Here is a 22,318-nt window from a genome sequence, read left to right as displayed (position 1 = left end):
GATCTTGGGGGATCGCGCCCGGCTACGCGTGGCCGGGGCGACGCGCCCGGGGAGCTTTGAGCGGCCCTCCCGATGTGCGCGTCCCGGCAGAGCGCGGTGCAACCCGGAACGCCCGGACGGATCCCGTGGGGGGAATCCAACCGGGACAGTGGGAAGCGCCCCGCACTCTGGACCCGTGGGGGGATCCGGAGGCGGGGCGCTTTCGCTTCTGCGCGCGGCGGCGGTCAGGGCGCGGCGGTCAGCGCTCCTCGACGGGCACGAAGTCGCGCTCGACGACACCGGTGTAGATCTGCCGCGGGCGGCCGATGCGGGAACCGGGCTCCTTGATCATCTCGTGCCACTGGGCGATCCAGCCGGGCAGCCGGCCGAGCGCGAAGAGCACGGTGAACATCTCGGTCGGGAAGCCCATGGCCCGGTAGATCAGGCCGGTGTAGAAGTCGACGTTCGGGTAGAGCTTGCGCTCGACGAAGTAGTCGTCGCTCAGCGCGTGCTCCTCCAGCTTGAGGGCGATGTCCAGCAGCTCGTCGGACTTGCCCAGCGCCGAGAGGACGTCGTGCGCCGCCGCCTTGATGATCTTTGCCCGGGGGTCGAAGTTCTTGTAGACGCGGTGCCCGAAGCCCATGAGCTTCACGCCGTCTTCCTTGTTCTTCACCTTGCGGATGAAGGTGTCGACGTCGCCGCCGTCGCGCTGGATGCCTTCGAGCATCTCCAGCACGGACTGGTTGGCGCCGCCGTGCAGGGGGCCCCACAGGGCGTTGATGCCCGCCGAGATCGAGGCGAAGAGGTTCGCCTGCGAGGAGCCGACCAGGCGGACCGTGGAGGTCGAGCAGTTCTGCTCGTGGTCGGCGTGCAGGATCAGCAGCTTGTCCAGGGCGCTGACCACGACCGGGTCGAGGTCGTAGTCGGCGGCGGGCACCGAGAAGGTCATCCGCAGGAAGTTCTCGACGTACCCGAGGTCGTTGCTCGGGTAGACGACCGGGTGGCCGACCGACTTCTTGTAGGCGTAGGCAGCGATCGTCGGGAGCTTGGCCAGCAGCCGGATCGTGGAGATGTGGCGCTGCTGGTCGTCGAACGGGTTGTGGCTGTCCTGATAGAAGGTCGACAGCGCGCTCACGACCGACGACAGCATCGCCATCGGGTGGGCGTCCCGCGGGAAGCCGTCGTAGAAGCGCTTGACGTCCTCGTGCAGCAGGGTGTGGTACGTGATGTCCTGCTTGAAGGTGGCCAGCTCATCGACGGTGGGCAACTCACCGTTGATCAGGAGATACGCGGTCTCGACGAACGTGCTGCGCTCTGCGAGCTGCTCGATCGGATACCCGCGGTAACGAAGAATTCCCTGTTCACCATCGAGATAAGTGATCGCGGATTTGTATGCCGCGGTGTTGCCGTAACCGGAATCCAGGGTCACCAGACCGGTCTGGGCGCGCAGCTTCGAGATGTCGAAGCCCTTGTCGCCGACACTGCTGCCGACGACCGGGTAGCTGTATTCGCCGTCCCCGTAACGCAGTACTACAGAGTTGTCGCTCACGTCATCCCTCACCGACGTTGTGCCTCTTCTTCGAGGTGCCCTGACTGCCTATACCTTCCCCCATTTGGACGTTGGCTGTGCACTCGGGGTCGGCCATAGGGCCCTATCGCGGCACTCAGTGCCGCGACGGTGTCCATCCTGCTCCCCTTCGCCCCGATTGGGAAAGAGGAGTGACATCACATCGCACCGGCGAGCCGGTGATCGAGCGCCGTACACCGCCGACCGGCGGATACGGTGCGTACGGCCTGCCCGAGGGCCTTCCGGGAGCCGACCAGCACCACCAGGCGTTTCGCCCGGGTCACGGCGGTATACAGCAGATTGCGCTGCAGCATCATCCAGGCTCCGGTGGTGACCGGAATCACCACCGCTGGATACTCACTACCCTGCGAGCGGTGGATCGTCACGGCATAGGCGTGTGCCAATTCGTCCAATTCATCGAAGTCGTAAGGGACCTCCTCGTCCTCGTCGGTACGCACGATCAGCCGCTGGTCGTCGGTGCTGAGGTCCGTGACGACGCCCACCGTGCCGTTGAAGACGCCGTTGCGGCCCTTGTCGTAGTTGTTTCTGATCTGGGTGACCTTGTCGCCGACCCGGAAGACCCGGCCGCCGAACCGGCGCTCGGGCAGATCGGGGCGGGCCGGGGTGACGGCCTGCTGGAGCAGGCCGTTCAGGGCGCCGGCGCCGGCCGGGCCGCGGTGCATCGGGGCCAGCACCTGGATGTCCCGCCGCGGGTCGAGCCCGAACCTCGCCGGGATGCGCCGGGCCGCCACGTCGACGGTGAGCCGCCCGGCCTCCTCGGTGTCCTCCTCGGCGAACAGGAAGAAGTCCCGCAGACCGGTCGTCAGCGGCGGCACCCCGGAGTTGATGCGGTGCGCGTTGGTGACCACCCCGGACTGCTGCGCCTGGCGGAAGATCCTCGTCAGGCGTACGCACGGGACGGGCCCCGCCTCGCCGAGCAGGTCCCGCAGCACCTCGCCCGCGCCCACCGACGGCAGCTGGTCGACATCGCCGACCAGCAGCAGATGGGCGCCCGGCGGCACCGCCTTGACGAGCTTGTTGGCCAGCAGCAGGTCCAGCATCGACGCCTCGTCGACCACCACCAGATCGGCGTCCAGCGGGCGGTCCGCGTCATAGGCGGCGTCCCCGCCGGGCTTGAGCTCCAGCAGGCGGTGGACGGTGGAGGCGTCCGCCCCGGTGAGCTCCGAGAGCCGCTTTGCCGCCCGGCCGGTGGGGGCCGCCAGGACCACCTTGGCCTTCTTGGCGCGGGCCAGCTCCACCACGGACCGCACGGTGAAGGACTTGCCGCAGCCGGGGCCGCCGGTCAGCACCGCCACCTTCTGCGTCAGCGCGAGGCGCACCGCCGCCTGCTGCTCCGGCGCCAGGTCGGCTCCCGTGCGCCGCGCGAGCCAGGCCAGCGCCTTGTCCCAGTCCACGTCCCCGAACGCCGGCATACGGTCGTCGTCCGAGCGCAGCAGCCGGGTCAGCCGTCCCGCCAGCGAGATCTCCGCGCGGTGGAACGGCACCAGATAGACGGCCGTGACCGGCTCGCCGCCCGTGCCCGGCACCTGCTCGCGGACCACGCCCTCGGGATCCTGGGCCAGCTCCCCCAGGCAGTCGATGACCAGGCCGGTGTCCACCTGCAGCAGCTTGACCGCGTCCGCGATCAGCTGTTCCTCGGGCAGGAAGCAGTGCCCCTGGTCCGTCGACTGCGACAGCGCGTACTGCAGGCCCGCCTTGACCCGGTCGGGGCTGTCGTGCGGGATGCCGACGGACTGCGCGATGCGGTCGGCCGTCAGGAAGCCGATGCCCCAGACGTCGGCGGCCAGGCGGTAGGGCTGATTGCGGACGACGGAGATGGAGGCGTCGCCGTACTTCTTGTAGATCCGCACCGCGATGGATGTCGAGACGCCGACGCCCTGGAGGAAGACCATCACCTCCTTGATGGCCTTCTGCTCCTCCCACGCCGCGCCGATCATCTTCGTGCGCTTGGGGCCCAGGCCGGGCACCTCGATCAGGCGCTCGGGCCGCTGCTCGATGACGTCCAGGGTGTCGGTGCCGAAGTGCTCCACGATGCGGTCGGCGATCCGCGGACCGATGCCCTTGATCAGCCCGGACCCCAGATAGCGGCGGATGCCCTGGACGGTGGCGGGAAGGACGGTGCGGTAGTTCTCGACGGTGAACTGCTTGCCGTACTGCGGATGGGAGCCCCAACGGCCTTCCATCCGCAGGGACTCGCCCGGCTGCGCGCCCAACAGGGCCCCGACGACCGTGAGGAGGTCGCCCGCGCCGCGGCCGGTGTCGACCCGCGCGACGGTGTAACCGTTCTCCTCATTGGCGTACGTGATCCGCTCGAGGACCCCTTCCACCACCGCTGCGTCGACCATGCCCCGACCGTACCGCCGGGGTCCGACAGTGCGATCGCCGCGGCCGGCACGGTAGCGACCGAGGGGCCCGCCTGATGGCCGGGCCCCTCGATTCCCCCCTACCCATCGGCCCCGGATCCCCCCCGGGTTCCTCCCCCATGACGGCCGACGCCTGCTATGACATGCGTGAGGGGCCAACGGTTGCGCTCATCCGCCGAGTTGTTTTCCGGCGTCCGGGGGCGGCGCCCGGTGGGCGGTCCCCCTCATCCGACGTGCGCAGCGAAGCGGTCCACGATCTCGGCCAGCACCTCCGCCCCGTCCCGCCGCCACAGCGCCGGGCTGAAGATCTCCACCTCGATCGGCCCCCGGTAGCCGGCCGCGTCCACCCGCTCCCGGAACCACCGCAGATCCACCGATCCGTCGCCGAGCTGTCCGCGTCCCAGGAGGACGCCCTCGGGCAGCGGGGTGACCCAGTCGGCCAGCTGGAAGGCGGCGATGCGCGGCCCGCCCCCGGCCGCGCCGCCCGCACGGGCGATCTCCGCGCCGACCGTGTCGTCCCACCAGAGGTGATAGGTGTCCACCACCACTCCCACCTGGTCGGCGGGGAACCGTTCGGCGAGGTCGAGGGCCTGGGCGAGGGTGGAGACCACACACCGGTCCGCCGCGTACATCGGGTGCAGCGGTTCGATGGCCAGCCGTACGCCCCGTTCGGCCGCGTAGGGGGCCAGTTCGGCGAGGGCGTCCGCGATCCGTTCGCGGGCGCCGGGAAGATCGCGGCTGCCGGACGGCAGTCCGCCGGAGACCAGGACCAGGGTGCCGGTGCCGAGCGTGGCGGCCTCCTCGATGGCGGCCCGGTTGTCGGCCAGGGCCGCCGCACGCTCCTGCGGGTCCTCGGCGGTGAAGAAGCCGCCCCGGCACAGGCTGGTGACCTCCAGCCCGGTGCTCCGTATCAGCCGGGCGGCCGCCGCCACCCCGTATTCCTGCACCGGCGCGCGCCACAGGCCCACGCCCCGCACGCCCGCCCGCGCACACCCTGCCGCGAGTTCGGGAAGGGACCACTGCCTGACGGTCTCCTGATTGAGGCTCAGCCGGGCGAGCGGGCCGTCGGCCGTCATGCGTCCGCCGTGCCGTACACCGCGAGCAGGTTGCGCATCCGGGACGCGGCGCGTTCCCGGTCGGGGAACAGGCCGAGGCCGTCGGCCAGTTGCCAGGCACGCCGCAGATGCGGCAGCGAGCGTGCCGACTGGAGGCCGCCGACCATGCTGAAGTGCGACTGGTGTCCGGCGAGCCAGGCGAGCAGGACGACGCCGGTCTTGTAGTAGCGGGTGGGCGCCTGGAAGAGATGCCGGGAGAGGGCGACGGTGGGGTCCAGTGCGGCGCGGAAGCCCGCCCGGTCCCCGGTGTCCAGGAGGCGTACGGCCGCGGCGGCCAGTGGTGCCAGAGGGTCGAAGATACCCAGCAGGGCGTCGCTGTGGCCGTGTTCGTCGCCCGCGATCAGTTCGGGGTAGTGGAAGTCGTCGCCGGTGTAACAGCGCACGCCCCGGGGGAGGCGGCGGCGCAGCCGCACCTCCCGGTCGGCGTCGAGCAGGGAGACCTTGACGCCGTCCACCTTGTCGGGTCGGTCGGCGACGACCGACAGGAAGGTGTCCGTGGCGGCGTCGAGGTCCGTGCTGCCCCAGTAGCCCTCCAGCGCCGGGTCGAACATCGGGCCCAGCCAGTGCAGGACGACCGGGCCGGTGGCCTGGCGCAGCAGGTGGCCGTAGAGCTCCCGATAGTCGTCGGCGCCGGTGGCGGCCGCGGCGAGCTGCCGGGACGCCATCAGGACGGGCCGGCCGCCGGCGTCCTCGACGAGCGCGAGCTGTTCCTCGTAGGCGGCCCGGACGTCCGCCAGGGAGGCTCCCCGGGCCGGGAGTTGATCGGTGCCGACGCCGCAGGCCAGCAGGCCGCCGACGGTGCGGGCCTCGGCGGCGGAGCGGCGGATCAGCTCGGCGGCGGCGGGCCAGTCCAGGCCCATTCCGCGCTGTGCGGTGTCCATCGCCTCGGCCACGCCCAGGCCGTGCGACCACAGGTGGTGGCGGTAGGCGAGGGTGGCGTCCCAGTCGAGGACGGCCGGGCCGTCGGGGCCGGTGTCCGCGCGGGGGTCGGGGACGACGTGGGCGGCGGCGAAGACGGTACGGGAGCGGGGGCGTCGAGCGGTGGTCACAGGGCCAGCTCCGGAACGTCCAGGCGGCGTCCCTCGGCCGACGACTTCAGGCCGAGTTCGGCGAGCTGGACGCCCCGGGCGCCCGCCGCCAGGTCCCAGTGCCAGGGCTCGTCGCGTACGACGTGCCGCAGGAACAGCTCCCACTGGGCCTTGAAGCCGTTGTCGAACGCGTCGTTGTCGGGGACCTCCTGCCACTGTTCGCGGAAGCGCGCGTCCGCCGCCAGGTCCGGGTTCCAGACCGGTTTGGGGGTGTGGGCGCGGTGCTGGACGCGGCAGCTGCGCAGGCCCGCGACGGCGGAGCCCTCGGTGCCGTCCACCTGGAACTCCACCAGTTCGTCGCGGTGCACCCGCACCGCCCAGGAGGAGTTGATCTGCGCGACGGTCCCGTCGGCCAGCTCGAAGATGCCGTACGCGGAGTCGTCGGCGGTGGCGTCGTAGGGGGCTCCGGACTCGTCCCAGCGGCGCGGGATGTGGGTGGCCAGGTGTGCCTGTACGGTCCGGACCGGCCCGAACAGCTCGTGCAGGACGTACTCCCAGTGCGGGAACATGTCCGCCGCGATGCCGCCGCCGTCCTCGGCGCGGTAGTTCCAGGAGGGGCGCTGCGCCTGCTGCCAGTCGCCCTCGAAGACCCAGTAGCCGAACTCGCCCCGGACGGACAGGATCCGGCCGAAGAAGCCGCCCTCCACCAGGCGGCGGAGCTTGATCAGGCCGGGCAGGAAGAGCTTGTCCTGGACGACGCCGTGTTTGATGCCGGCGTCCTGGGCCGCGCGGGCCAGTTCCAGGGCGGCCGGCAGGCCGGCGGCGGTGGGCTTCTCGACGTAGAGGTGCTTTCCGGCAGCAATCGCTTTCTTCACGGCGTCCGGGCGCGCGGCGGTGGCCTGGGCGTCGAAGTAGATGTCGATGCTGTCGTCGGCGAGTACGGCGTCGAGGTCGCAGCTGAACTCGGTCAGGCCGTGCCGTTCGGCCAGGGCTCGCAGCTTGGGTGCGGAGCGGCCGACGAGTACCGGTTCGGGCCAGATCACCGTGCCGTCCCCGAGGTCGAGCCCGCCCTGTTCGCGCAGGGCGAGGAGGGAGCGGACGAGGTGCTGGCGGTGGCCCATGCGGCCGGTCACGCCGTTCATGGCGATGCGTACGGTCGTGCGTGTCACGGTGCGGCCTCTCTCGCCGGGTGCGGGACGGGGTGCGGGGTGCGGACAAGCGCGGTGACGTGGCGAGCGTGGTGACGTAGCGAGCGTGATGACGTAGCGAGCGTGATGGGATAGCAAGCGCTTTCTATCGTGAGGGACGCTAGCCTGCGCGGCAGGACACCAACAAGGGGCCGGACCGAAGGGGCGGGAAATGGGGAGTGGGCGATGTCGGTGACGCTGGCGGACGTGGCGGCGCGCGCCCGGGTGTCGGCGGCGACCGTCTCGCGGGTGCTCAGCGGCAACTACCCGGTGGCCGAGAGCACTCGGGCCCGGGTGCTGCGCGCCGTCGAGGAGCTGGAGTACGTGGTCAACGGCCCGGCGAGCGCACTGGCCGCGGCCAGCTCCGACCTGGTGGGCATCGTGGTGCACGACCTCGCGGACCCGTTCTTCGGGATCCTCGCGGGCGCCGTCCAGACGGAGCTGAGCGGCGCGGCCGGCCCCGGTGGCGAGAAGTTGGCCGTGGTGTGCGGTACGGGCGGCTCCCCCGAGCGCGAACTGACCTATCTCACCTTGCTGCAGCGGCAGCGGGCGTCCGCGGTGGTGCTGACCGGAAGCGCTTCGCAGGACGCCGGGGACGCGCGGGCGCTGGCCGCCGCGCTGGCCCGGCTGACCGCCGCGGGCACCCGCGTCGTGCTCTGCGGGCGCCCGGCGGACACCGCCCGGGACGTCCCCGACACCGCCTCGCTCAGCACGCTGGCCTTCGACAACCGGGGCGGCGCACGGCAGCTGACGGCCCATCTGATCGGCCTCGGGCACCGCCGCATCGGCTGCGTGGCGGGGCCCTCGGGTCGCACCACCACGGCCGAACGCCTGGCGGGCCATCGCGCCGCGCTGGCCGCGCACGGCATCGAGGACGCACCGCGACGCATCGAGCACGGGGCGTACGACCGCGCCTCCGGCTACGACGCGGCACGGGAGCTCCTGCGCCGGGACGCGGACCTGACCGCGATCGTGGCGGCGAACGACACCGCCGCGCTGGGGGTCTGCGCGGCACTGCGCGACCAGGGGCGGCGGATACCGCAGGACGTGTCGGTCGCCGGGTTCGACGACCTGCCGTTCGGCACGGATGCGTCGCCCGCGCTGACGACCGTCCGGCTGCCGCTGCAGGAGGCCGGGGCCCGGGCCGGGCGACTGGCGACGGGGCGCGAGCAACGGCCGCCGGGCGGAGTGGCGACGCTGCGTGCGGAATTGATGGTGCGCGAATCCACCGCCGTCGCTTACTCTTGACTCAGTCAAGGGTGAGCCGCTTCGCTCGACCCGGTCACAGGCAATGGGGGTTGCGATGACGAACAGCACGTCGGCCGCGCAGAAGGCCGCCGGGGCGGGCGGGGCAGGCGGGGCCGGGACGGCGCCGCGGGCGACGGGCGATCCCGTCGTCCGTGAGCTGCGCAGATTCAACCGCTTCTACACCAACCTCATCGGTGCGCTGGACTACGGCCGGGCGCTGTACACCCCGTACACCCTCACCGAGGCCCGGGTGCTCTACGAACTCGCCCACCACGAGCGGGTCGACGCCGCCGATCTGCGCACGTCGCTGTCCCTGGACGCCGGCTATCTCAGCCGGCTGCTCGGCAAGTTCGAGGAGCGCGAGCTGATCACCCGACGCCGCTCGGAGCGGGACCCGCGGCGCCAGCGGATCGACCTGACCGACGGTGGGCAGGAGGCGGCCGGGCTGCTGGAGGCGCGCTCGCAGGATGCCGCGGGATCGCTGCTGCAACAGCTCCCGGAGGCGGATCGGGAGCGCCTGGTGGCCGCGATGCGGACGATCCGCACCCTGCTCGACGAGGACCGGGCACCCGGAGCGCCGGCCGGCCCGGCGCCCGAGGTCACGCTGCGCACCGGCAGGCCGGGCGATCTCGGCTGGATGGTGGAGCGCAACGCCGCCCTCTATGCCGCCGAGTACGGCTTCGATCTGAGCTATGAGGCGCTGGTGGCCCGCATCGTCGCGGAGTACGCCGAGCACTTCGACCCGAAGCGGGACCGCACCTGGACGGCGGAGCTGGCCGGCGAGCGGGTGGGCGCCGTGATGTGCGTCCGGGACGAGCTGCCGGGGGCGGCCCGGCTGCGGCTGCTGCTGGTCGAGCCCGGCGCCCGGGGACACGGGGTGGGCGGCCGGCTCGTCGACACCTGTGTGGAGTTCGCCCGCGAGGCCGGGTACCGCGAGCTGGTGCTGTGGACCAACTCCGTGCTCAGCTCGGCCCGGAGCATCTATCAGCGGGCCGGATTCGAGCTCGTCGGCGAGTCGGAACACCACAGTTTCGGGCAGGACCTGATAGGCCAGGACTGGCGTCTGGCCCTGTGACGCCGGGCATCGCACGAGCGGTGCGGCAGGCGGCGCGGCGGACGCCGGCGCGAGCGGCGGTGAGGGGAGCGGCATGGTGAGCGGAGCGGAGGGTCCGGGCGATCCGGTGCGGTTCGCGTTCTCGACGCTCGGGGTGCCCGGGATGCCGGTGGCCGACGTGCTGCGGCTGGCCTCGGACACCGGGTACCAGGGCGTGGAGCTGCGGGCCCACCCCGAGGAGCCGGTGCACCCACAGCTCGGCAGGCAGGAACGGTCCGCGGTGCGGCAGCAGTTCGCGCAGGCGGGCGTGCGGATCCTGACCGTCGCCGGATATCCGCGGGTCGCCGCCGCCCGGGACGCCGGGGGCGAGGCGGAGCTGACGCAGGAGCTGGCCGAACTGGTGCTGCTCGCCGCCGATCTGGGGGCACCGTACGTCCGGGTCTTCCCGGGTGGCGGCGACCGCCCGCCGACGGAGGCGGACGCGGACGCGGTGCGGCGGCTGGCCGCGGTGGCACCGCTCGCCGCGGACCGGGGCGTCCGCGTCCTGCTGGAGACCCATGACTCGCACCGTACGGGCGCGGCCGCCGCCCGTGTCCTGGACCGCGTGGGGCACCCCCGGATCGGCGCGCTGTGGGACGTGCTGCACACCTGGCTCGGCGGCGAACGGCCCGCCGACAGCCACGCCTCGCTCGCCCCGCACCTCGGCTACGTCCAGGTCAAGGACGTCGCCTCGGCCGCGGACACCACTCCCCTTGCGCTCGGCGCCGGCCGGCTGCCGCTCGCGGACGCCCTGGCAGCGCTCGGCTACGGCTCAGGCCCCCGCGGCTGGCTCTGCTGGGAGTACGAAAAGCGCTGGTACCCCGGGGCGGCCGCGCTCCCCGCGCTCCTCGCCCCGGGACGCGCCCACCTCCAGCGCCTCCTCGGCGCCGGGCCGGCCCGCTGACCGGCCGATTGCCCCGACGGACCGCCCGTCACCCGACCGCCGCCCCGCGTCCGCATCCATCACACATCCCCCTCCGCCCCGCAAACCCTGGGCGCCACCACGTTCCCAGTCATTGACCGGCAATAGTTTTCCGGCTATCCGTGTCTCCTTGGAAGTTTCCTTCACTTCGCCGAGGAAGCCCTCCGGAAGGAGCGCACATGCACTCCAGACGTACCGTCCTGACCACCGCCGCGGCCGCCGCGGCCGTCTGCGCCACCGGCGCCGCCGCACCGGCCGCCGGAGCCGCGAGCGGACACCAGCCGGCCTCCCCCGGCACCGAGCCGCCCACACCGGCCACCCGGGCCCGGCTGCACCGGCTCATCTCCCGGATGTCGCCGGAGGAAAAGGTCGGCCAGCTCTTCGTGATGCGCGTCTACGGGCACTCCGCGACCGACCCCGATCCGGCCGATGTCGCCGCGAACCAGAAGGAGATCGGCGTCGCCAACGCCGCCGAGCTGATCGCCGAGTACCACGTCGGCGGCATCATCTATTTCGGCTGGGCGCACAACACCCGCGAACCGCACCAGATCGCCGACCTCTCCAACGGCATCCAGCGGGCCGGTGCCGCCCAGCGGGTCCCCGTACCACTGCTGATCTCCACGGACCAGGAACACGGCATAGTGGCCCGGATCGGCGCGCCCGCCACGCTCTTTCCCGGAGCGATGGCGCTGGGCGCCGCGGGCTCCCGCGACGACGCCCGTACGGCGGCCCGGATCGCGGGCCAGGAGCTGTACGCGATGGGCATCCGGCAGGACTACGCGCCGGACGCGGACGTCAACGTCAACGCCGCCAACCCGGTCATCGGGATGCGGTCCTTCGGAGCGGACCCGCAGGCCGTTGCGCAGATGGTCGCCGCCGAGGTGCAGGGCTACCAAGGCGCCGGGGTCGCGGCCTGCGCCAAGCACTTCCCCGGGCACGGCGACACCGACACCGACAGCCACGTCGGGCTGCCCTACATCCACCACACCGCCGAGCAGTGGGAGCAGCTGGACGCACCGCCCTTCCGGGCCGCGATCGCCGCGGGCATCGATTCGATCATGACGGCGCACATCGTCGTCCCCGCCTTCGACGCCGGCGAGGACCCGGCCACGCTCTCCCGCCCGATCCTCACCGGCATCCTGCGCGAGCGCCTGGGCTACGAGGGGGTCGTGGTGACGGACTCGCTCGGGATGGAGGGCGTCCGGGTGAAGTACGGCGACGCCCGTGCGCCGGTCCTCGCCCTCAAGGCGGGTGTGGACCAGCTCCTCAACCCGCCCGACATCTCCGTCGCACACGCGGCGGTGCTGAAGGCGCTGCGGGAGGGCGAGCTCGCCGAGCGCGACATCAACAACAAGCTCCTGCGCATCCTGCTGCTCAAGGACCGGCGCGGACTGTTCACCGACCCCTACACCACACACCAGGCGGTGGACCGGGTCGTCGGCGTCCGCCGTCACCTCGAGACCGCGGACCGCATCGCGGACCGCACCACCACCCTGCTGCGCAACGACGGCGGCGTGCTGCCGCTGTCCCGGCGCCGGGAGCGCACGGTGCTGGTGGTGGGGGTGGACGCGGCCGCGCCGACGGGTACCGGAGGCCCCCCGACGACGGTCCTGGCCAACGCCCTCGGTGAGCTGGGCTTCACCGCCACCGCGCTGTCCACGGGCCTGACGCCGACGCAGACGCTGATCGACCAGGCGGTGACGGCGCTGCGCGAACGGGACGCGGTCGTGGTGGCCACCTACAACGTCACCGCGGACTCGCCACAGCGCCAGCTGGTCACCGCGCTGCTGGACACGGGCAAGCCGGTGGTGCAGCTGGCGGTCCGCAACCCCTACGACCTCGCGCATCTGGAGGGTGTGAAGGCGGGCCTGGCGAGCTACTCCTGGACGGATGTGGAGCTGCGGGCCGCGGCGCGGGTCATCGCCGGCCGGCGGAAGCCCGCGGGCCACCTGCCGGTTCCGGTGATGCGCGCCGACGCACCGGGCACGGTGCTGTACCCGATAGGGCACGGGCTGACGTACTGAACAGCCGGCATACCGAACCACCGCCCTACCGAACCGCCGGTGTACGGAAGCGGCGGTGTACGGAAGCGGCGCGCCCCCCGTGCGGGGAGCGCGCCGTTCTCCGTCACCGCTCACGGCCTCGCGGCGTGGGCGTTTCCCGGCCGTGCGGCCCGTGGGCTCAGGGCTGCAGGTGGGGCATGCGGCGGACTTCCTGCCGGTCCAGCTTCCTGTCGTACGGGGCCAGTGCGGCGGGCTTGCCGTTCGGGCCCCGGACCCCTGCCCACTTGAGGAGTTCGGCGGTGGCCTTCGTCCGGTCGGCGTCCTTCAGCTTGGCGATGTTCGAGCCGTGGTTGCCGCCGGGCACGGTGAACACAGAGGAGTCCCGGGCGCCCTTGCCGAGCTCGAAGTGCTCCGAACTCCACGGGTCGTACTGGCCGTTGACGAACATCATCCGGCGCGCGTGATGGCGCACCCAGCGGTCGACGTCGGGCATCGCGCGCGGGTCGAACCGCATCGGGATGTCCTTCGGCACGAACGACCGGGAGTTGTTGATGCCCGGGTACTTGAGCAGATCCGCCAGCTGCGGGTAGCGGTAGCCGGGCTCGCCGAGCTGGGTGCCCGCCTGGTAGTAGTACGGCGTGTACGACTCCATGCCCTGGTCGGTGTAGCTCGCGAAGCCGCCGACCTCGTCCATCCACTTCCACAGGCCGTCCGTGGAGACGGTCGGCTTGGGGACCTCGGCGCAGGCGGTCTCGGCCGGCTGGTACTGCCAGAACCCGAACACGAGGTCCGTGACCATGACTTCATAGGCCCGGTCGGCGCTGCCCACGGTCTTGAAGGTCTGCTTCTCCTTCTGCGCCCAGGCCCGGAAGCGCTCCACCATCTCCGTGCGGCGCACCAGGGCCTCCCGCTCGATGGCGGCGAGGTCGGCGCGGCACTGCGCGGTCCCGACGGTGCGGAAGAACCGGTCGTACGCCGAGTCCTCGTCGTTGCGGACGTCGTTGGGCGCGACATAGGCGACGGTGCCGTTCATGTCGTGCGGGAAGAAGCGGCGGTAGTACGTGGCGGTCATGCCGCCCTTGCTGCCGCCGGTGGCGATCCAGTTCTTCCGGTAGATGCGGTGCAGCGCGGAGAAGATCCGGTGCTGGTCACTGGCCGCCTGCCGGATGTCCAGCTTCTTCCAGTCCGTGGGCTGGGGCCGCGACGGCGTGAAGTAGCGGTACTCCAGGGAGACCTGGTTACCGTCGATGATCTTCGTGGGCTCGCTGCGCGTCGCTGTGGTGCTGACGTTGTAGCCGGAGGTGAAGAAGACCGTCGGGCGGTCCACCGACTTGTGCAGCAGGGTCAGCCGCTGCTGGAAGGTCCCCTTGGTGGGGTGCCGGTGGTCGATCGGCTGGGTGTACTGGAGGACGAAGTAGCGGTAGCCGTCGACCGGCTTCTCCTCGATGAGGCTCATCCCCGGAATCGCGAGAATCCGGTCCTTGATGTCCTTGTCCTCGTTGACGGTTGTGCTCTTCGGCGCGGCGGCGGTGGCCGCCTCCGCCGCCGCGCCGCCGGCTCCGGCCGTGCCTATGAGCACGACGAGCGACAGCAGCCATCTGAAGGCCTTGCGCATGCACCCTCCCCTTGGGATAGCAAAGGTCGGGCTGAAACCTATCGGCGCAACGGGGCCGCCACCAGCCCCCTTTGGCCAAGTCAGCAGGCGGGGCCGCGCCCCGGCGTGCCCGTGACACGGGCTACCCGCTCGGGCCGCGGCCTGCTGCGTCAGGCGGCGACCGACTCCTCCTCGCCCGTGAAGGTGCGCCACAGCTCGGCGTACCGGCCGTCGCGGGCGAGGAGCTGGGCGTGGGTGCCGTCCTCGGCGACGCGGCCCCGGTCCATGACCACGACACGGTCCGCGCGGGCCGCGGTGGTCAGGCGGTGGGCGACCACCAGGGTCGTACGGCGGCCGACCAGGCGGTCGGTGGCGTGGTTGACGACGGCCTCGGTGGCGAGGTCGAGGGCGGCGGTGGCCTCGTCCAGCAGCAGCACGTCGGGGTCGACGAGTTCGGCGCGGGCCAGCGCGAGCAGCTGGCGCTGGCCCGCGGAGAGGTTGCGGCCGCGCTCGGCGACCTCGTGGAGATAGCCGCCGTCGAGGGTGGCGATCATGGCGTGGGCGCCGACGGCGCGGGCGGCGGCCTCCACCTCGGCGTCGGTGGCCTCCGGTCGGCCGTAGGCGATGGCGTCGCGGACCGTGCCGGCGAAGAGGTACGGCTCCTGGGGGACGACCCCGAGCCGCCGGCGGTAGTCGGTCAGATCCAGGTCGCGCAGATCGCTGCCGTCGACGCGGACGGCGCCCGAGGACGGGTCGTAGAACCGCGCGACCAGCTTGACCAGGGTGGACTTGCCCGCACCCGTCTCGCCGACGAACGCCACGGTCTGTCCCGCGGGGATGGTCAGGTCGATGCCGGCCAGCGCCTGCTCCTCGTGATCGGCGTAGTGGAAGTGCACGCCGTCGAAGGTGATGTCGCCGCGCAGCGCGGGCACCTGGCGCGGCCGCTCGGCGGCCGGGGTGGTGGTCGGCTCGCGCAGCAGCTCCTGGATGCGGCCGAGCGAGACGGAAGCCTGCTGGTAGCCGTCGAAGACCTGGGAGAGCTGCTGTACGGGGGCGAAGAACAGGTCGATGTAGAGCAGATAGGCGACCAGCGCGCCGGCGGTCAGCGTGTGGGAGCCGATCCGGTCGGCGCCCACGATGAGCACCAGGGCCGCGGCCACGGACGAGAGCAGCTGGACGAAGGGGAAGTAGAGGGATATCAGGAACTGGCCGCGGACCCGGGCCCGGCGGTAGGCGTCGCTCCGGGCGGCGAACCGTTCGGCGCCGCGCCCCTCGCGGCGGAACGCCTGGACGATGCGCAGTCCGGCGACGCTCTCCTGGAGGTCGCCGTTGACGACGCTGATCCGCTCGCGGGCGAGTTCATAGGCCTTCACGCTCTGTTTGCGGAAGAAGTACGTGCCGATGATCAGCGGCGGCAGGGTGGCGAAGACGACCAGGGCCAGCTGGACGTCGATGGCGAGCAGGGCGACGAGTATGCCGAAGAAGGTGAGCAGCGAGACCACGGCGGTGACCAGGCCGGTCTGGAGGAAGGTGGACAGGGCGTCCACGTCCGTCGTCATCCGGGTCATGATCCGGCCGGTCAGCTCGCGTTCGTAGTAGTCGAGTCCGAGGCGCTGGAGCTGGGCGAAGATCTTGAGGCGCAGGGAGTAGAGGACCCGCTCGCCGGTGCGGCCGGTCATCCGGTTGGAGCCGATCTGCGCGGCCCACTGGGCGAGCACGACGCCCAGCGCGATCGCCGCCGCGGTCCACACGCCGGCCAGTGCGCCGACCCGGACGCCCTCGTCGATGCCCTGCCGGATCAGGATCGGGACCAGCAGTCCGGCGAGGGCGTCCACCGCGACCATGGCGAGGGCGAGGAGCAGCGGCCCGCCGAAGCCGCGCAGCAGCCTTCGCAGGCCGTAGGAGCGCTCGGGGCGCACGGCCAGGTCCTCGTCGATGTCCGGTTCGTCGGTGGCCGGGGGCAGCGCGTCGACCTTGGCGAGCAGTTCGGGTGTGGCGGGCATGCCGGCCAGGGCGGCACCGAAGCTGGGGCCGCCGGCCACGGCCGCCGTGGGTGCGGGGCCGGACCGGTCCGTCCCGGCGCCGTGCCCGCCGCGGATCCACAGCTCGGGGGTGATGCCGCCGGGCGGCGCGGTCCGGGCGGGCCCGCGGTCGGACGCGGCGCGCTCGGCGGGGTCGGCCGCGACCTCGTCGGCCTCGAGTTCGTCGACGCCCAGTGCGTCCGCCTCGAACTTCAGCAGGCCGGTGGCCGCGTACTCGCCGCCGAAGGTGCCGGCGGCCGCGCCCGCCGGATCGGGCTCGACCCCGCCCAGCTCGTCCGGGTCGGTCAGCAGCCGGCGGTAGAGCGGGCAGCGCAGCTCCAGCTCCTCCTGCGTGCCGATGTCGACCAGCCGCCCGCCGTCGAGGACGGCGACCCGGTCGGCGAGCGCCAGGGTGGAGGCGCGGTGCGCGATGAGCAGGGTGGTCCGGCCCGCCATCACGCCGCGCAGCGCCTCGTGTATCTCGTGCTCGACCCGGGCGTCGACCGCCGAGGTCGCGTCGTCCAGGACCAGCAGCCGGGGGTCGGTGAGGATGGCGCGGGCCAGGGCGACGCGCTGGCGCTGGCCGCCGGAGAGGGTCAGGCCCTGCTCGCCGACCTCGGTGTCATAGCCCTCGGGCAGGTCGCCGATGAACCCGTCGGCCTGGGCGGCGCGGGCGGCGGCGCGCACCTGCTCGTCGGTGGCCTCCGGATGGCCGTAGGTGAGGTTGTCGCGTACCGAGTCGGAGAAGAGGAAGCTGCTCTCGGGGACGAGGCCGATGGCGGCCCGCAGCGAGTGCAGGGTGAGGTCGCGTACGTCGTGGCCACCGATCAGGACGCGGCCGGCGGAGACGTCGTAGAAGCGGGGCAGCAGCAGCGAGACGGTGGACTTGCCGCTGCCGGAGGTGCCGACGACGGCGACCGTCTCGCCCGCGTCGATCCGCAGGGAGAAACCGTCGAGGACGGGCCGCGGCGCGGGGTGGGAGGGGTCGTCCTGGGCGGTGTCGCGCGCGCTGTCCACGGGGGCGTACCCGAACGTCACGGCGTCGAACTCGACGGTGGCCGGGGCGTCGGCGGGCAGCTCGCGGGCGTCCGGGCGCTCGTGGATCGACGGCTCGGTGTCGATCAGCTCGTAGACCCGCTCCACACCGGCGCGTGCCTGCTGGCCGATGGTGAGCATCATGGCGAGCATCCGGACCGGTCCGACGAGCTGCGCGAGATAGGTGGAGAAGGCGACGAAAGTGCCGAGGGTGACCTGCCCCTGGGTGGCCATCCAGCCGCCGAGGGCCAGCATGGCGACCTGGCCGAGGGCGGGTACGGCCTGGAGGGCGGGGGTGTAGCGGGCGTTGAGGCGGACGGTGCGCAGCCGCCCGGCGAACAGCCGGCGGCTGACCTCGCGGAGCTTGCCGGTCTCCTGCTCCTCCTGGCCGAACCCCTTCACCACCCGGACGCCGGTGACCGCGCCGTCCACGACGCCGGCCACCGCGGCGGCCTGGCCCTGGGCGTACCAGGTGGCGGGGAAGAGGCGGACGCGGCTGCGCTTGGCGATGAACCACAGGGCGGGCGCGACGGCCAGCGCGACGACGGTGAGCAGCGGCGACAGCACGGTCATCACGACAAGGGAGATCACGAAGAGCGCGACGTTCCCGATCATCATCGGCACCATGAACAGCAGGCCCTGGATCAACTGAAGGTCGCTGGTGGCCCGGCCGACGACCTGGCCGGTGCTGAGCTCGTCCTGGCGCCGCCCGTCCAGCCGGGCGATGGCGGCGAACATTCGCGTCCGCAGGTCGTGCTGGGCGTCGAGCGCGAGACGGCCGCCGTAGAAGCGGCGGACGTAGGTGAGGGCGTAGACGACGACGGCGGCGACGACGAGAAGGGTGGCCCAGGGGGCCAGCGACCGGTCGTGCCGCACGATCACGTCGTCGATGATCAGCCTCGGGACGAGCGGAACCAGCGCCATCACGGCCATCCCGGCCAGCGAGGAGCCGAGTGCGAGCAGCACGTCTCTTCTGTACTGCCAGCAGTCGCGCGTCAGGCGCCGCGCCCAGCCCTGTCGTTCCGCTTCAGTCCCCGCCACCGACGCCTCCCGCGCATCTCGTTCTGTGCCACCACTCACCAACATTGCGCGCGGCGGATTTCATCCCGCTGCAACATTCCGGGCCGGGAATGGGGGATGTCCCTGGTCGGGTGTCAGGGTCGGCACAGGGTCGGGTGCGGGTCGTCCCTGATGGACCAAGAGGGCTCGATCGGTCACGCTGAGTGACATGAAGCAACGGATTCCCCGCCGGTTCGCGGCGGCACTCGCAGGCGGCGCCGCCGCCGTCGCCCTGATCGCCGGCACGACCGCGCCCGCCGCGGCCGCCCCGTCTCCCGCCCCGCCGTCGCCCTCCTCCGGCGCGCCCTCCGGCCCGTTCGCCGAGACGCCCACCGACGCGTCCGCCGAGACGCCGTCCGGTCCCTTCGACTTCCGGGACTGTCCCGCGCTGCCGCCCGGCGTCGACGCCGCGAAGTGGCGCTGCGAGGTCTTCGTCATGAGGAGCAGCCTCCGGATCGGCGCGCTGGACGTCCCGGCCCTCGCCCCCATGACCGTCACCAACGCCGAAGGGCCCCTGCCGGACGGCAGCCGGGGCCAGGTCTTCGGCGCGCTGCGCGCCCCGACCGCACCGGCGGGCGGGCGGCTGCGCATCCAGCCGCAGTACGGGGGCCACGCCGACTTCTACCCGGACGGTGTGCACCGGGGCGCTCTCGACATGACGTTCCGTCTGGTGCATCCGCTGCTCAAGAAGGGCTGCGCCATAGGCACGGAGAACGACCCGGTGAAGCTGAGGTTCGTCCAGGACGGCGACACCGAGTGGGTCTCGAAGGAGCCGCCGGTCGTGACCTTCGTTGTCCACGACAGCACGTTCGCCGCGCCGCGCACGCACGGCTGCGGTCCGCTCGCCGCACCGCTGGACCGACGGCTCGGCCTGCCGGCGGCGGCCGGCGCGAACGCGCTGTCCGCGTCGGCCGCCTACACCTTCCGCTCGTACGCGCAGCTGCCGTACGGACGGTGACGTCGCCTCGCCGCCAGGGGTGTCCCGGCCCCGGGGCACCCCGCCTAGCGGGGGCCCCCGTCGGCGCTGCGGACGGTCAGACCGGTGATCCCCGGGTGCTTGTGCGGGGGCTTGCCGCCCGGCTGGGCCTTCTCGCCGTGCACCACGATGCGGATGTAGCGGGCCGGGGTCCGTCCCGCGTAGCCCGTGCCCGTCCAGTGCCGGCCGTCCTGCGACACCTGCGTGACAGAGGACTTCGGGCGGGTCGCGGTCCAGTGCGGGGTGATCTGGCCGACCGTCCTGATCCGGCCCAGGTCGACGGTGAGGGTGCCGTCGGGGGCGTCGGGGGTCCAGGCGGTGGTGGCGTTGCCGTCGACGGCCGCGGCCGCGTACATGCCGGGCTCTTCGGAGGTGGCCCGGGCGGGGGCGCAGCGGGCGGCGTCGGACGTCGCGGCCAGGTCCGGGCGGCGGGTCTTGAGGACGGCGGGCAGGCCGCGGCTCACCACCTTCTCGCCCTCCGGCGTGGCGACCGGCATCGGCGCTCCGGAGGTCAGCCGGACGGTGGTGTGGTGCGCACCGAGCGCGATCTCGTAGGTGCGTCCCTGCCAGTGGAGGCCGCGCAGGGTGACGCCGTCGGAGAGCTGCGGCGGCAGCATCGGGTCCAGGCGCACCCGGTTCTCCTCCAGCCGCAGGCCCGTCAGGCCGTGGGTGAAGGTCTGCAGGAAGCCGCCCTTGCCGGTGAGGAAGTCCTGTGCGGGCTGCCCGGCGTGCGGGTCGCCGGCGCCGGCCTTGTCACCGCGCGCCTCGGAGAACTGCGCGAACGGCCCGCGGACGAAGGGCTTGATGGAGCGCAGCAGGTAGCTGTACGTCGCGCAGCCGGGTTCGCCGATGCCGGCGGCGTCGATGGCGTGCACCGAGTCCGTCATGGCGGGGCCGTCCGGGTCGGTGTGCGCGGCGTAGTAGTCCAGGGTGTGCGCTGCCCGCTGTCGCGCCATGGGCCATTGCAGCGGGTACATCAGCAGGACGGTGTCGGCCTGTTTGATGGTGGTGCCGTGGTAGTCGGCGTACTGCCGAAAGACGTGCTGCTCGGCGTCGTAGGGGATGCGGAGCTTGTCGGCGACGGCGGACCAGGAGGCCGGGGCGTGCTCGCCGAGGACGGCGGCGGCGCGGGTGGCGTGCCGCAGTGCGGTGGCGGCGCCCGCGTTGGTGAAGACGCCGTCGTCGACGCCGTTGCTGTACTCGTCGGGCCCGGCGACGTTCTTGATCGAGTAGCTGCCGTCGGCGTTCCGGGTGGCCCGCGAGGCCCAGAATTCCGCGATGCCCTTGAGGACCGGCCAGCCGCGCGAGCGCAGCCAGGCGGTGTCCTTGGTGGCCAGGTAGTACTGCCAGGCGGCGAGGGAGATGTCGCCCATCAGGTGGTTCTGGGTCCGGCAGTGGGGCGGATCCCAGCTGTGGCACTCCTTCCACAGGTCGCCCTTGCTGCCGCTGGTCCAGGGGTAGAAGAGGCCGTCGTAGCCGAGCTTCCGGGCGTTGGCGCGGGCGCCGGCCCGGGTCCGGTAGCGGTAGTCGACGATCGACCGGGCGAGCCGGGGGTGGCCGGCCAGGAGACCGGGATACATCCAGGTCTCGGCGTCCCAGAAGATCTCACCGGCGTAGTTGTCGCTGGTCAGGCCGGTGGGGCCGATGCTGTTGGGGTTGCCGGCGCGGGTGCTGGAGAGCAGTCCGTACTGCGCGGAGCGCACCCAGGACTGCATGTCGCGTCGGCCCTTGACCTCGATGTCGGTGCGCCACAGCCGTTGCCAGGCCGCGGCGTGCCGGGTGAAGAGGGCGTCCCAGCCCCGGGCCGCGGCCCGCCGGGAGGCGGCGTTCGCGGCGGCACGCGGGGAGCGGGAGGTGAGCGCGGTGTCGACGCCGACGTACTTGGTCAGCTCGTAGGAGCGGCCGCTGCGGACGGGGAAGGTGAGCTGCTGACGGTTGCCGAGCTTGCCGGGCGCGGGGTCCTCCTGGGCCCGTGCGGCGTGGACGTCGCGGCCGGGGCGCAGGGTGGAGGCCACCGTGCCGTCGGTCTTCGTGCCGTCGGTGCGGAAGGGGACGTCCATGGTGCCGTCGGCGCCGGAGGCGGCGCCGGCCTGCGACATCCGGCGGGCGCCACGCCCGTCGAGGACGTCGGTGATCGTCGCCGGGCCGGTCCAGTGCGGCGTCATCCGCAGCCGTACGGCGCCGGTGTGCGCGTGGTTGCGGTCGGTGAGGACGTCGTAGACCAGGTCGGTGGCGCGACCGTCGGCAGCGGTCCAGGTCAGGGACGTGCGGACGAATCCGCACCGCAGGGAGAGCGTCTGCCGGTAGTGGGATATCCGGCCGGGCGCGGTGGCGGAGGAGAAGGTCTCGGAGTGCGCGCCGCCGGTCGCCACGTTGAGCGTGGTCCAGGTGGGGATCGCCGCGATGGCCTGCCGGCCCTTGAGGTCCTTGGGGCCCTTGGCGTAGAGGCCGGAGACGAACGATCCGTCGTAGGCCGGGGTCTTCAGCGGCCAGCCGGTCGTGCCGCCGGGAGCCGCATATCCGGTCCCGTTGGGCGGCACCCGCTGCCCGAGATAGCCGTTGCCGACGAAGGCGTGGTGACTGTCCTTGGGATCGATCCGGTGCGCGGTGGCCGTCCAGCCGTCGCCGCCCGGGCCGCCGCCCTTCGTGCACGGTCCCTGTGCGGGGCCGGGCGGAGCGGGTTCGGCCGCCGCCTCGGGCCCGGTGGAGGCCGAAGCGGGCGCGAGCGCCGCGACGAGGGCTCCGGCGAGCAGGGGGGCGACCAGCCTGCGCGAGCGGCGCTCCCCCGGTTTCGCCGGGCGGGCCGCCGGCCGAGCCACGGGGTCCTGCTGTGACCGTGCCGCGGGGTGATGTGTCGAGTGGTCCATGGTTCTCCGTCGTACATGCGCGGTCCGACCGGTCCCTCCGGTACGGACTGCGCCGTGAACGTGGCAATACATCGGCCCCCGCCGTGACGGCACCTTAAGTCGGCACCCCCGTTCGGGTCACGGGATCGGCTCCATCAAATTTCCGCTCCCCCGTCCGGTCCGTCACGTCGAGCGCCTCCGATTGGTCAACAAGGCCCCACATACGGCACACTTTTAGACTGACCAGTCAGAACAAAAAGG

13 protein-coding genes are annotated in these 22,318 nt (G+C 72.4%); 5 read left to right on the top strand and 8 right to left on the bottom strand.

Annotated elements, in window-relative coordinates:
* Positions 1-238: 238 nt before the first annotated feature.
* The 5 genes from ACGFML_RS10505 to ACGFML_RS10485 all read right to left on the bottom strand — a co-directional run bounded on the left by ACGFML_RS10505 (position 239) and on the right by ACGFML_RS10485 (position 7,242).
* On the bottom strand, positions 239-1,528 hold the full coding sequence (locus tag ACGFML_RS10505; protein ID WP_393542097.1) for a citrate synthase: 1,290 nt from the start codon (positions 1,526-1,528) through the stop codon (positions 239-241).
* 176 nt (positions 1,529-1,704) lie between these two features.
* Positions 1,705-3,912 carry an ATP-dependent RecD-like DNA helicase gene (locus ACGFML_RS10500; protein WP_393542095.1) on the bottom strand — a complete coding sequence of 736 codons (2,208 nt, stop codon included), beginning with the start codon at positions 3,910-3,912 and terminating at the stop codon, positions 1,705-1,707.
* A 242-nt stretch (positions 3,913-4,154) separates the two neighbouring features.
* Positions 4,155-5,006, bottom strand: a complete 852-nt coding sequence (locus ACGFML_RS10495) for a sugar phosphate isomerase/epimerase family protein (RefSeq protein ID WP_393542093.1) — start codon at positions 5,004-5,006, stop codon at positions 4,155-4,157.
* Positions 5,003-6,094: a dihydrodipicolinate synthase family protein gene (locus ACGFML_RS10490; protein ID WP_393542091.1), complete on the bottom strand. Its 1,092-nt coding sequence runs from the start codon at positions 6,092-6,094 to the stop codon at positions 5,003-5,005. The genes ACGFML_RS10495 and ACGFML_RS10490 overlap by 4 nt, the downstream gene beginning before the upstream one ends.
* The gene (locus ACGFML_RS10485) at positions 6,091-7,242 is read right to left on the bottom strand and encodes a Gfo/Idh/MocA family protein (RefSeq protein WP_393542089.1); all 1,152 of its coding nucleotides are present in this window, start codon (positions 7,240-7,242) and stop codon (positions 6,091-6,093) included. Before ACGFML_RS10485 ends, ACGFML_RS10490 begins: the two co-directional genes overlap by 4 nt.
* 204 nt (positions 7,243-7,446) lie before the next feature.
* On the opposite strand from ACGFML_RS10485, the gene ACGFML_RS10480 reads away from it, so the two are divergent.
* The 4 genes from ACGFML_RS10480 to ACGFML_RS10465 all read left to right on the top strand — a co-directional run bounded on the left by ACGFML_RS10480 (position 7,447) and on the right by ACGFML_RS10465 (position 12,547).
* The gene (locus ACGFML_RS10480) at positions 7,447-8,508 is read left to right on the top strand and encodes a LacI family DNA-binding transcriptional regulator (RefSeq protein WP_393542087.1); all 1,062 of its coding nucleotides are present in this window, start codon (positions 7,447-7,449) and stop codon (positions 8,506-8,508) included.
* Between the two features lie 55 nt (positions 8,509-8,563).
* Entirely contained in the window at positions 8,564-9,583 is a 1,020-nt protein-coding gene (locus tag ACGFML_RS10475) for a GNAT family N-acetyltransferase (RefSeq protein ID WP_393542085.1), read from the top strand.
* A gap of 73 nt (positions 9,584-9,656) precedes the next feature.
* Positions 9,657-10,505 (top strand): sugar phosphate isomerase/epimerase family protein, encoded by an 849-nt coding sequence (locus ACGFML_RS10470; protein WP_393542083.1) that lies wholly within the window; start codon positions 9,657-9,659, stop codon positions 10,503-10,505.
* Between the two features lie 197 nt (positions 10,506-10,702).
* A complete protein-coding gene (locus ACGFML_RS10465) occupies positions 10,703-12,547 on the top strand; it encodes a glycoside hydrolase family 3 protein (protein ID WP_393542081.1) in 1,845 nt (614 codons plus the stop codon).
* Between the two features lie 157 nt (positions 12,548-12,704).
* On the opposite strand, the gene ACGFML_RS10460 is transcribed toward ACGFML_RS10465, so the two are convergent.
* Positions 12,705-14,141, bottom strand: coding sequence for a S28 family serine protease (locus ACGFML_RS10460; RefSeq protein ID WP_393542079.1), 1,437 nt, complete (start codon positions 14,139-14,141; stop codon positions 12,705-12,707).
* A 149-nt stretch (positions 14,142-14,290) separates the two neighbouring features.
* The gene (locus tag ACGFML_RS10455; RefSeq protein ID WP_393542077.1) at positions 14,291-18,262 is read right to left on the bottom strand and encodes an ABC transporter ATP-binding protein; all 3,972 of its coding nucleotides are present in this window, start codon (positions 18,260-18,262) and stop codon (positions 14,291-14,293) included.
* A gap of 142 nt (positions 18,263-18,404) precedes the next feature.
* Between ACGFML_RS10455 and ACGFML_RS10450 the strand changes: the two genes are divergently transcribed.
* On the top strand, positions 18,405-19,193 hold the full coding sequence (locus ACGFML_RS10450; RefSeq protein WP_393542075.1) for a hypothetical protein: 789 nt from the start codon (positions 18,405-18,407) through the stop codon (positions 19,191-19,193).
* Between the two features lie 44 nt (positions 19,194-19,237).
* On the opposite strand, the gene ACGFML_RS10445 is transcribed toward ACGFML_RS10450, so the two are convergent.
* A complete protein-coding gene (locus ACGFML_RS10445; RefSeq protein ID WP_393542073.1) occupies positions 19,238-22,078 on the bottom strand; it encodes a discoidin domain-containing protein in 2,841 nt (946 codons plus the stop codon).
* Positions 22,079-22,318 lie beyond the last annotated feature (240 nt).

Source organism: Streptomyces sp. NPDC048650 (assembly GCF_043199095.1).
Taxonomy (GTDB): domain Bacteria; phylum Actinomycetota; class Actinomycetes; order Streptomycetales; family Streptomycetaceae; genus Streptomyces.
Note: the sequence above shows the minus strand (reverse complement) of the source record. Positions and strands in the feature narration are given on the sequence as shown.

Excerpts from the sequence above, each read along its gene's own strand:
- ACGFML_RS10460 (WP_393542079.1), bottom strand. The coding sequence starts at position 14,141 with ATGCGCAAGGCCTTCAGATGGCTGCTGTCGCTCGTCGTGCTCATAGGC.
- ACGFML_RS10465 (WP_393542081.1), top strand. The coding sequence starts at position 10,703 with ATGCACTCCAGACGTACCGTCCTGACCACCGCCGCGGCCGCCGCGGCC.
- ACGFML_RS10455 (WP_393542077.1), bottom strand. The coding sequence starts at position 18,262 with ATGTTGGTGAGTGGTGGCACAGAACGAGATGCGCGGGAGGCGTCGGTG.
- ACGFML_RS10470 (WP_393542083.1), top strand. The coding sequence starts at position 9,657 with ATGGTGAGCGGAGCGGAGGGTCCGGGCGATCCGGTGCGGTTCGCGTTC.
- ACGFML_RS10450 (WP_393542075.1), top strand. The coding sequence starts at position 18,405 with ATGAAGCAACGGATTCCCCGCCGGTTCGCGGCGGCACTCGCAGGCGGC.
- ACGFML_RS10500 (WP_393542095.1), bottom strand. The coding sequence starts at position 3,912 with ATGGTCGACGCAGCGGTGGTGGAAGGGGTCCTCGAGCGGATCACGTAC.
- ACGFML_RS10480 (WP_393542087.1), top strand. The coding sequence starts at position 7,447 with ATGTCGGTGACGCTGGCGGACGTGGCGGCGCGCGCCCGGGTGTCGGCG.
- ACGFML_RS10495 (WP_393542093.1), bottom strand. The coding sequence starts at position 5,006 with ATGACGGCCGACGGCCCGCTCGCCCGGCTGAGCCTCAATCAGGAGACC.
- ACGFML_RS10475 (WP_393542085.1), top strand. The coding sequence starts at position 8,564 with ATGACGAACAGCACGTCGGCCGCGCAGAAGGCCGCCGGGGCGGGCGGG.
- ACGFML_RS10445 (WP_393542073.1), bottom strand. The coding sequence starts at position 22,078 with ATGGACCACTCGACACATCACCCCGCGGCACGGTCACAGCAGGACCCC.